The following is a 9,853-nucleotide window of genomic DNA, read 5'->3' on the forward strand; positions in this document are numbered from 1 at the left end:
TACAGGAGTTGTAGCGCTTGGAATCCTCATTTAGCCTTCTTCCCCTGATCGCAATTTTCAGTGTTCTTTTCTATGCTTTGGCAGTCATCTGCGCCATTCGCGAGATCATGTACTCGCGCACCTCGCAAGGCAGCATTGCCTGGCTGCTCTCTCTGTTTTTCATCCCCATGCCAACAGTCCCGCTCTACTTCGTCTTCGCATGGAAGCGGTTGGATGATTACATCGAGGTCCGCGATGACATCTCCCAGATTGAAGCAGACGTCCTCAATCGTCACACACCGTATGTAGACAGCGCAGCCAACACCCAGTGGCCGGTGCACACCCGCGTAGCCTCGGTGCCTTTTCTTGCAAACAACCAGTGTGACCTGCTCATCGATGGTCCAGCCATGTTTGCCTCCATCATTGAAGGTATCCGCACTGCCGAAAGGCATGTTCTCGTCCAGTTCTTCATCATCCGCGAAGACAGCGCAGGACTGGAACTGGCAGATGCCTTGATAGAACGCGCTAAAGCGGGCCTGCACGTTTGTCTGCTTTACGACGACATCGGCTCCCGCTCTCTTTCCACGCAATACCTCACGCGTCTGCAGGACGCTGGTGTCCGCGTCAGCGCGTTCAACAGACGTCACCGCCTCATGCGTATGCTCGGCCCCATGCGCCTCAACTACCGCAACCACCGCAAAGTTGTGGTCACAGACAGCAAACACTGCTGGATCGGCGGCCACAACATCGGTGAGGAGTATCTGGGGCTGTCAAAAGAGTTTGGTCACTGGCGCGACACCCATGTCAAAGTCACGGGCCCGGCAGCACTCGCAGCCACACTCTCCTTCAGCGAAGACTGGCAATTTGCAACAGGCAAGACACTGCAACTGGAGCTGCCCTCCTCCTTCTCCCAAACGGGTGGAGAAAGCGTCATGGTCATGCCAACAGGTCCGGCAGACATTCAGGAAGACTGCGCCATCACGTTTGTGGAGAGCATTTCAAGAGCCAAGAAACGCATCTGGATCGTCAGCCCTTACTTTGTACCGGGCATTGAGGTCCTCACAGCCCTCTACGCAGCCGCTTTGCGCGGCGTGGACGTCCGCATCCTCCTGCCGGAAAAAGCCGACCACTGGCTCGTCTGGCTCGCCAGCTATGCCCATGCAGATAACCTCGCCAGCCATGGCATCAAGGTCTACCGCTATCTGGAAGGCTTCCTGCACGAAAAGGTCATCCTCATCGATGAGGAGCTAGCTGGCATCGGCACAGTCAATTTTGACAACCGCTCCTTCAACATCAATTTCGAAATCACGCTCTGGTTCACGGGCCAGAACATGATCGGGAAGACAGAAGAGATGCTACAGCAGGATTTCAAAGGCGCCCGTCAGACAGACAGATTGGAACTCAACAACCGCCGCTACGCCTTCCGCGTCCTCGCCCAGGCCGCCCGTCTGTTCTCACCAATACTTTAGTTTTTGATGAGGACAGTTCAGTAGACTTGCGTTGGGGCACTGAAATACGTTAGGGGCCAACTGAGAATAATAACCCAGAGGGCTTTTCGCATGTATTTTGTGCCTGAACTAAGCGTGATGGCGGGCTTTACCCTTGCTGCCTTCATCCTGTCCATTACACCCGGACCGGACATGACCTTCTTCATGAGCAAAACGCTCACACAGGGCCGAAAAGCCGGACTGGTTGCGATCATCGGCGCAACCAACGGCATCATGATCCATGCGTTTCTGGCAGCGGTTGGCATTTCCGCCCTGCTCGCTGCATCTGAGTTCGCCTTCCAGATCCTCAAAACGGTAGGCGCGCTCTATCTGGTTTACCTGGCCTTCCAGATCCTGCGCAACGGGTCCGCCCTTTCCTTGGAAGAAGGCGAAGCATCCCGCGAAACCCCCAGAGCCATCTGGGCAAAAGCTGTCACAATCAACCTGCTCAACCCGAAAGTTGTGTTGTTCTTCGTAACCTTCCTGCCACAGTTTGTGTCCGCGTCTGATCCATACGCAACCTCCAAACTGCTGTTCCTTGGCTTCTTCTTCATTCTGCTGAACGTGCCGAGCAGTCTGGTAATGGTATTTGGGGCGTCTGCAGTCTCCAAGTTCCTACGCAGCTCACCGCGGGTAATGCGCATCCTCGACTATTCTTTCGCTGGCATCATGGCAGCGTTTGCTGTGAAGCTGCTCAGCGCACGCACCACCGCTTAAGATCACCAGTTAAAGGTGCGCCAATTCATTTCATGGCGCACCTGTTCAATCTATTTGAGATTATTCCATGACCGAACATTTGTACCGTGAAGATGCTTACTTGCGCAGCAGCGAAGCCCCTGTAAACGAAATCACTCCGGAAGGTGGCATCATTCTGGACCGGACCTGCTTCTACCCCAATGGCGGCGGCCAGCCGGGGGACTGCGGCTCGCTTGAGCTGGAAGATGGCACCCGCATTCCAATTGCAACAGCCGTCTATTCCAAAGATCGCAGCCAGATTGTGCATGTGCCAGCTGATGGCACCGAGCTTCCCGCAGGGCTGACCAGCGGCGCAAAGATTACTGTGCACATTGACTGGGAAACCCGCTACAAGCGCATGCGCGTTCACACAGCTTTGCACCTACTCTCCGTCGTGCTGCCTTTCCCCGTCACCGGTGGCCAGATCAGCGATGGCACAGGCCGTCTGGACTTTGATATTCCGGAAGCTGCACTGGACAAAGACGAGCTGACAGGCAAGCTGCAAGACCTCATTGCAGGCGATGATGCCATCACTCAGGAATGGATCACCGACGAGGAGCTGGAAGCAAACCCGGGCCTTGTTAAAACCATGAGTGTAAAACCACCTATGGGCAGCGGACGGATAAGACTGATAAGAATTGGGGAAGACATTGATTTGCAGCCATGCGGCGGAACGCACGTGTCGCAAACCGCACAGATTGGCAAAGCTGTCATCACTAAGATAGAGAAAAAAGGCCGTCAGAACAGACGCGTCCGTATCCAGTTGGAGGACTAAAACATGGCACAGGACCCGATTGTTTCGACAAGCTGGCTCAAAGACCACCTTGATGCCCCTGATGTAGTTATCATTGATGCTTCCTGGTATCTGCCTGCCATGGAGCGCGACGCCAAAAAGGAATACAAGCAAGAGCATATTCCCGGCGCACTGTTCATGGACATTGACGACGTGTCCGACCAGAATTCTCCACTCCCGCACATGATGCCGGAGCCACACGTATTCTCATCCAAAATGCGCAAGATGGGCATTGGCGATGGCCAGACCATCGTTGTCTATGACGGCATGGGCATTTTCTCCGCAGCCCGCGTCTGGTGGATGTTCCGCGCCTTTGGTGTAAAGAGCGTCTTCGTGCTGGACGGCGGCCTACCTGCCTGGAAGGAAGAAGGCTATCCGGTCTCCGACGAAGTGCCAGCCCGCATGGAACGCCACTTCACAGCCATGCTGAACAACGACATGGTGCGCAACCTCAACGAGGTGCAGGATGCCTTGAAAACCAGCAGTCACCTCGTGCTTGACGCACGCGCACCAGAGCGCTTCAAAGGATTGGCACCGGAACCACGCGAAGGCGTGCGTGCCGGCCACATGCCAGGCACTCTGAACTTGCCGTTTGGCCTGCTGCTGAACGATGGCAAGCTGCGCTCTAAGGAAGACCTGCAGAACATCTTTGCGCAAGGGGGCGTCGATGCCACCACTCCGGTAATCACCTCTTGCGGTTCAGGCGTAACAGCTGCAGTCATCACCCTTGCTCTGGAGCAAGTAGGCTTCACCAAAAACGCGCTTTACGATGGTTCGTGGACCGAATGGGGCTCAAGCTCAAAGACCGAAGTTATCAGCGAACCAGCCTGAGTTAAACCAGATTCACATTCGCAACAAAGCCCTGCAAGTCATTGACCTGCAGGGCGTTTCTTTAAGCGACAGCCAACACGTCCTGCACTGCAAGCGCATCTTGTTTGCCAAGTTCAGCGGTTTCCGCAATCCATGCAGCGCGCTCGTCCTCACCCGCCAGATAAGTTGGCGAGAACATCTTGAAGCTGTGCTCCTCAAACCCGATGAAGTCCAGAATCTGACGTCCCATCACCTTGTCATGCGCACAATCATAAAGCTCTTCATAATAATGCGCGGCTGTATCACTGGTGATGATCACACGTGCGCTGCGGCCTTTGAACAGTTTGGCAGGCAGCTCTTCCCCTTCCACAATCTGGAAGGCAACACCCGGCAACAAGGCCCGGTCCAGCAGCCCCTTCATAGGCCCTGGCATACCGCCCCACCACAGCGGATAAATTGGCGTCCAATGACTGCACCATTTCAGGTTCTCCTGAAATGCAGCCACATCCGGTTCCAGCGCTTGATCTCCTTTGAAATCACCTGAGAACAGCGCACTCTCAAAGCTCATAGTGCTCAGGTTCATCACACGAACCTCCGCCCCCGATTGACGTGCAGCTTCGGCATATGTTTCAGCCAGCGCATGCCCAAGACGGTCCTCGCCGAGATGACCGCTAAACACAAAAATTCTGTTTGTCATGGAAACTCCATTTATTTGACTGCGGTCAACTTATTTTCAAAATATGACTGGAGTCAATTTATTTTTTTGACCATAGTCATATAATTCAGATTGAGGGAACCATGCTTCAGGGCAAACAAAAACGAGCACAGGAAACCCGCCAGCGCATTTTGGTGGCGGCAACGAGCCTGTTCAATGAAGGCAATTTCAATGCGGTCAGCACAGAGAGCATTGCCGAGCAAGCCAACGTTTCCAAAGGCACGCTCTTCGCCCACTTCGGCGACAAGCTGGGACTGTTTGCCGAGATCGGCCTGAAGGAGCTGAAAGCCTGCGTGGACAGTCTTCACAAGGCAGCAGAAAGTAGCCCCCTCAACGGGCGGGAAGTATTGAATCAATCTCTCATGGGAATTCTGGAATACTTTGAAAAACAACCAGAATTCCTGCGCATCTTCATCGACGTTGCTGGTTGGGAAAAAGGCACCAGAGCAGAAAACTTCATCAATGTCGCAATCAGCATTGATGCGCTCTTTCAAGCAAGTGTTGAGAAGGGTCAGCAGGATAAATCTATTCGAGCAATTGATCCAAAACTCGGCGCTGTCTCCGTCCGCGCTTTCATGATCCACGTCGCAATTGGCCGTGTCTGCGGCGAATACAAAGACACGCAAGAGCAGCACACCGAAGTTCAAAAGCTGCTCTCACTGGTGCTTTAGGCAGCGCTATACGCCGTAGATATCAAACGCAGTCTTCGGCGCTTTGCCACCTGTCAGCTTGGTCAACACATAAGGCCGCGTGCCTTTCAGGTGGCGTGCCGTTTCAAACTCCAACGCTTCAATCACCCCATCACGCGGATGCTTCTGCATGATTTCATCCACGCTGGACTTGGCAAGACGGCGATGCCCTGCCCCAAACAGATCACACATCGCCCCTCGGTTCACCAGATACGCCTCGCCCCCATGCGCCCGCGCTGAGACATAGGCATTCAGATGCAGTGCAATCGCGTCGCCCACCCTATGCACCGTATCAGCATCATGCCCACAACTGGAGAGATGATTGCACGCCACTTCAGCCCCGGAGATCGCAAAGCAACACTCATGCACTTGGGTCTCACGATCATCGATCAACCCACTGTCGTGCGAGATCGCCGCTGAGAACAAGAGCTCCCGATCAAACGGCACACCTGCATACTCCCCCAGCAGCACGCCGAACAGATAGGTCCGCCAGCTGTGATGCAGCAATCTCGCATCATGCGTCTCAACAGCAAAATCAAGGCTATCGCGCACCAATCCCGTCTCAGCAGGCAGCAGCGCTTCCAGCTCAGAAGAAACCGGCGACAACAAGCCCAACCGGTCTTTCATGCTGTCACCCAGCTCAATCAACTGCGCGCGCACCAGATTGCCAACCAGTGTGAGATGTTCCAGAGGCGTCAACCGCCCCTTACTGTACGCCCCGTTGCGTTTCCCCCAATTCAGGCTACCCATCACGCGCTCAGAGGCTCTGCAATCCTTTGCTGTCACAGACATAACTCACTCTTCCAAAAACAAAAATAATTATATACCGTATCGCATCAATATTTAGAGCTCAATATTTTTATGCGAAGCAGTACATAAATGAGTCCATCACGCCCACGCGGACGCCCGCGCCTTTTTGACAAAGACGAAGCGCTGACCACAATTCAGCGGATTTTCTGGAAAAACGGTTACTCAGCAACCAGTCTGGATCAGATCTCCGCAGAGACCAAAATCAACCGCCCAAGCCTTTACGCCACCTTCGGCTCAAAGAAGGACATCTACATCAAGTGCCTGGAGCACTTTGCCGAAATGATGGGCAAACGCACCGAAGCAGCCATCCTATCTGAGACAGAAATCTCACGCGGGCTGGAAAAAGTTTTCATGCAGGCCATGGAGATCTACCGGCCCAAAGCAAAGAGTGACGGCGGCCCGATGGGCTGCTTCGTCACCTGCACAGCCCCGTCTGAAGCAGGTGCAGATGAAGAGATCAAAGAAGTCCTGAAAATGGTCCTCGACCGGATCGACCAAACCATGCGCGAAACCGTTGAGGCGGCGATCAGAGACCGGAAAGTCCAGCCAAAACAAACCGCTGAAATCACCGGCCACCTACTGGGCTGCCTACTGAACGGCCTGTCCCTGCGCGCCCGCTCCGGCACCCCGCGAGACGAACTGGAACTCACAGCAAAGGCAGGTATCGAACAAATTCTTGCATGATATCTGCATGCAATCAAAGCAAATCACGCCGCACATCAGCAAACAAAGAGAGCACCGGTCTTCTATACCGATGCTCTCACTTCAACTCACCCAAACCAATTCAGGTCATGGCACCTTGCGCCACAAGGGCCTGATCAATAGCAGCCTTGAACCGGCTCGCCACCTTCGCAAATCCATCAGACGTGCCATGGATCTCATCCACCCAGTCCGTCAGGTTTGGCATGGCCCCTCGGCAGTCAACCACGATGACATTGGCATCGCTCGCCGCCAGACCATCAAGCATAGCATAGAGCTCATCCAACATTGCGCTGATGATCTTACGGCCAAGCACACTTGGAATATTGCGATCAGACAGTGGTTCACCCAGCCACTCATCATTAGCGGCGTGCAGCGGATTGCGTGTATCCCCCTCCCATTTGTATGGGAACACATAATCGTAGCCATGCACGAAGACGGGCATTTCCTGCAGTTCGGCAACACCACGAATGTCGCTGATCACCCGCTCATAAGCCCCCTTGAGGAAAGCAAGCTTCTCATCAAACACCACACGATCGATGTGCCCCTCCACATCAGTGATATCGCCGTTAAAGTCCTTCAGAACGTCAAAGAGCACTGCAACGCCCGTATCCGGATCTTCGCCAATGACATCATTTCCGGCAGCAGAGAACAGGAACCCGGACACCTGATCTTTGTAATCACGCAGCGCAGAGAGATACTCACGCCGCCGTGCCCGGTTCGCGCCATACACCATGTTCTGCGCCGTATCCCCGGCAGCGTCTAGCGAGTAAATGTTGAAGTGTGCGCTGAGATGATCAATGACGTCATCAATCAGGATTGGAAACTGGAACCAGCTGTCTCCCTCAGAAATCAGCATTGGCCGCTCCGGATGATCCCTGAGCGCATCCTTGAACCGCCAGTACCGGCGGATGCGAGAGGCCCAGTTGCCGATCTGAAGAGCATTCTCAAACTCCTGATCAGCCTCAGTCATCTGCACCATGTCAGACTTTATCCTGAACTGTATGTCAAACGCACCGGAGTGATCAACCACATCACAGTATTTCAGAAGTTGTTCCTCCGGGACACTTGGATCTCGAGCAATTTTCAAAAACTCATCATATGTAATTTTCATAGTATTCCCCCTCCTAGATTTACAGATAAAATTTACACAAGAGGTGATATTATGGTTAAGCTTGCCATATGCAAATAACAATTTAAAGGTACTTTTTATGGCCCTCAAATTACATAACTTAAACAATGTATTACTTGAAAAAGCGACTCATAGATTGCAAAGCCGTCTGGGGGATTTAAACAAGACACGCAGTGCAATTCTTGCAGGCACACAAGCGGAGATAGATAGCCGGGAACGCTTGAATCTCTATCAGAAACGGCAGGCCACGCTCGCCTTGTCAGAAGGCTGTGCCATCTCTGCACAGCCCTCAATCTTTGAGGATGACGTGCAGGATCTCTCAAGACTGGGCAAGGAAGCTTTGATCGGCACGCGCAACGACCTCCTCCCAATCGAGTTCTTTGAATACGGCCTATATGCCGCGCGCTCAGTTGGCAGAATTGAGCATGTTGAAGGACTTAGGTTCGGCACCGGCTTTCTCGTCGGGCACGGTCTCATCATGACGAACCATCATGTTTTGCCCAATGAGCACGAAGCACGCCAGCACTTCTTTGAGCTGGGAGCAGAAGCAAACCGCATTGGCAAGCAGACGCCTTCAAAAATCTGTTCCATTGAACCAGACCGTTTTTTCTGGGCCAACGAAGAACTGGACATCGCCATCGCGGCCGTCGTGGACGAAGATCCAAACTTCATTCCACTGGACCATTATGGCTGGCACGCCCTCATCCGCCAGCAAGGCAAAATCAAGAAGGGAGATCCGATTAATATCATTCAGCATCCCCTTGGACGCAACAAAGCCGTGGTCGTCCATAACAACCACCTTCTGCATATTGAAAATGGAACTGATGCACACATGTTTTGCTGGTACTCCGGCGATACGCAAAAGGGAAGCTCAGGCTCCCCCGTCTTTAACAGCCGTTGGGAGGTTGTCGCCGTACACCACATGGCAATCCCGCGAACCAACACAGAAGGTGACATTCTGGGCAAGAACGGCCAGCCCATCAGCCGGGCAACCGCACGCAGACACCTGGACCAGATCGCCTACGCCGCAAACGAGGGCATCCGCACCTCTCGTATCGTAGATGCACTGGAAACCGCTCAGTTCACCAAAGCCCACCACGCCGACATCCGCGACTTCCTCTTAAAATCATGGAGCAGCCCCGGCGCCCAACGCAGAGGCCTGCGCGCCGCCGTAAGAAGCGCACAGGCCTTGTAACTCTGCAATATCGTCTTGCAGCACACCACGTTAAGCTCCCAACCGTATCCAGATGCCTGGAAACTCGTAGGAGTTCGGACCGATCTGTGTCGCTGGCTTTGCGGAAGGGCTGGTCTGCGGTTTGAAGTTACCGGCGGTCGCAATCTCCAGAACATCACCTGTCGCCGGATCATAAATCATGGCCTTATCCGTATCCGTCAGATGACGCGTACCAGCAACCCAATGCATCGTATTGGTGCCCGCATACTGCACCAGAATAAGGTTTACTTGATTGGTCTGGAACGGAATATTGGTCACGGTGGACAGGCTCACAGTCTTGCCGAGCTTGTTCTGAATCAAGTCTTCCTCACGATTGAAGAGATAACCACCAGCCGCATTCAGAACTTTGAAGTTATTGAACAAGCCTTTGCCGAATGCAGTGTAATAAATAATGTTCTTTGCCAGACCCGGGGCAAGAGTTTTCGCAACAGCAACCATACCCGAAGGGCTGTTCTCCAAATCAACCGTCCCATCATTTTCTTTATAAAGTGCAGTTGGATTTGGTGAGGCTGTAAGATCAAGTTCCAGATTTCCTGAAACTTTATAAGTCTGTGTCGTCACCACCTCAGCAATCTGCAAGCGATGATAAATCAAGTGACTCAGCCGCCATAAATTGATGCGCCCAGGATCGGTTGTGACATCATAGAGCGTGCTGCGCCAGATCTGATTCAGGTTTCTCATTTTAACTTTTTGTGATTCAATGTTGCCATCCTTGTTTTTGGAGGGCACATGGGCAAGCCATATCCGATAGAATTACGTGAACGGGTTGT

Annotated in this window: 11 protein-coding genes; 7 read left to right on the plus strand and 4 right to left on the minus strand. The window is 53.2% G+C overall.

Features of this window, described 5'->3' with window-relative positions:
- Nucleotides 1-17 precede the first annotated feature (17 nt).
- The 4 genes from cls (at nucleotide 18) to sseA (ending at nucleotide 3,825) form a co-directional block, all read left to right on the plus strand.
- Nucleotides 18-1,448: a cardiolipin synthase gene (gene cls, locus PsAD37_RS19195; RefSeq protein WP_063297509.1), complete on the plus strand. Its 1,431-nt coding sequence runs from the start codon at nucleotides 18-20 to the stop codon at nucleotides 1,446-1,448.
- A 90-nt stretch (nucleotides 1,449-1,538) separates the two neighbouring features.
- Nucleotides 1,539-2,183 (plus strand): LysE family translocator, encoded by a 645-nt coding sequence (locus PsAD37_RS19200; protein WP_063292377.1) that lies wholly within the window; start codon nucleotides 1,539-1,541, stop codon nucleotides 2,181-2,183.
- Nucleotides 2,184-2,250: 67 nt separating this feature from the next.
- Complete coding sequence (locus PsAD37_RS19205) at nucleotides 2,251-2,976, plus strand: alanyl-tRNA editing protein (RefSeq protein WP_063297510.1); 726 nt, start codon at nucleotides 2,251-2,253, stop codon at nucleotides 2,974-2,976.
- Nucleotides 2,977-2,979: 3 nt separating this feature from the next.
- Nucleotides 2,980-3,825, plus strand: coding sequence for a 3-mercaptopyruvate sulfurtransferase (gene sseA, locus PsAD37_RS19210; protein ID WP_063297511.1), 846 nt, complete (start codon nucleotides 2,980-2,982; stop codon nucleotides 3,823-3,825).
- 61 nt (nucleotides 3,826-3,886) lie between these two features.
- On the opposite strand, the gene PsAD37_RS19215 is transcribed toward sseA, so the two are convergent.
- Nucleotides 3,887-4,501, minus strand: a complete 615-nt coding sequence (locus tag PsAD37_RS19215) for an NAD(P)H-dependent oxidoreductase (RefSeq protein ID WP_063297512.1) — start codon at nucleotides 4,499-4,501, stop codon at nucleotides 3,887-3,889.
- A 101-nt stretch (nucleotides 4,502-4,602) separates the two neighbouring features.
- Between PsAD37_RS19215 and PsAD37_RS19220 the strand changes: the two genes are divergently transcribed.
- Nucleotides 4,603-5,190, plus strand: a complete 588-nt coding sequence (locus tag PsAD37_RS19220) for a TetR/AcrR family transcriptional regulator (RefSeq protein WP_063297513.1) — start codon at nucleotides 4,603-4,605, stop codon at nucleotides 5,188-5,190.
- Nucleotides 5,191-5,196: 6 nt separating this feature from the next.
- On the opposite strand, the gene PsAD37_RS19225 is transcribed toward PsAD37_RS19220, so the two are convergent.
- Entirely contained in the window at nucleotides 5,197-6,000 is an 804-nt protein-coding gene (locus tag PsAD37_RS19225; protein WP_063297514.1) for an HD domain-containing protein, read from the minus strand.
- Between the two features lie 87 nt (nucleotides 6,001-6,087).
- Here PsAD37_RS19225 and PsAD37_RS19230 point away from each other — a divergent pair, with 87 nt between their 5' ends.
- A complete protein-coding gene (locus PsAD37_RS19230; RefSeq protein WP_084407964.1) occupies nucleotides 6,088-6,702 on the plus strand; it encodes a TetR/AcrR family transcriptional regulator in 615 nt (204 codons plus the stop codon).
- A 100-nt stretch (nucleotides 6,703-6,802) separates the two neighbouring features.
- Here the strand turns inward: PsAD37_RS19230 and PsAD37_RS19235 are convergent, their stop codons facing one another.
- Nucleotides 6,803-7,831 (minus strand): hypothetical protein, encoded by a 1,029-nt coding sequence (locus PsAD37_RS19235; RefSeq protein WP_063297515.1) that lies wholly within the window; start codon nucleotides 7,829-7,831, stop codon nucleotides 6,803-6,805.
- Between the two features lie 154 nt (nucleotides 7,832-7,985).
- On the opposite strand from PsAD37_RS19235, the gene PsAD37_RS19240 reads away from it, so the two are divergent.
- Nucleotides 7,986-9,044, plus strand: a complete 1,059-nt coding sequence (locus PsAD37_RS19240; RefSeq protein ID WP_208991977.1) for a serine protease — start codon at nucleotides 7,986-7,988, stop codon at nucleotides 9,042-9,044.
- Between the two features lie 30 nt (nucleotides 9,045-9,074).
- On the opposite strand, the gene PsAD37_RS19245 is transcribed toward PsAD37_RS19240, so the two are convergent.
- Nucleotides 9,075-9,764: a hypothetical protein gene (locus tag PsAD37_RS19245; protein ID WP_153039806.1), complete on the minus strand. Its 690-nt coding sequence runs from the start codon at nucleotides 9,762-9,764 to the stop codon at nucleotides 9,075-9,077.
- Between the last annotated feature and the right edge of the window lie 89 nt (nucleotides 9,765-9,853).

The organism is Pseudovibrio sp. Ad37 (assembly GCF_001623075.1).
In the GTDB taxonomy this organism is placed as follows: domain Bacteria; phylum Pseudomonadota; class Alphaproteobacteria; order Rhizobiales; family Stappiaceae; genus Pseudovibrio.